Origin of the sequence: Paenibacillus sp. GYB006, from assembly GCF_036577645.1 — a bacterium.
GTDB lineage: Bacteria > Bacillota > Bacilli > Paenibacillales > Paenibacillaceae > Paenibacillus.
Genome location: NZ_JARBDA010000109.1, coordinates 1 through 239, shown reverse-complemented (window position 1 = coordinate 239; position 239 = coordinate 1). Strand labels below are relative to the sequence as shown.

At 52.3% G+C, this 239-nt stretch carries 1 rRNA gene; it reads left to right on the top strand.

The features are described 5' to 3' along the window. Nucleotides 1–239: ribosomal RNA gene (locus PV403_RS25395) — 23S ribosomal RNA — on the top strand; the annotation flags it as partial.

Below are 239 nucleotides of genomic sequence, written 5' to 3'. Positions count from 1 at the left end.
TCTAAGTACCCTGAGGAAGAGAAAACAATAGTGATTCCGTCAGTAGCGGCGAGCGAACGCGGATTAGCCCAAACCAATCAGCTTGCTGGTTGGGGTTGTGGGACGTCTCACGTGGAGTTACAAAGGAACCGATTAGTTGAAGAGGTCTGGAAAGGCCCGCCAGAGAAGGTAAAAGCCCTGTAGTCAAAAGTCTGTTCCCTCCGAGACGGATCCCGAGTAGTGCGAGGCACGTGAAACCT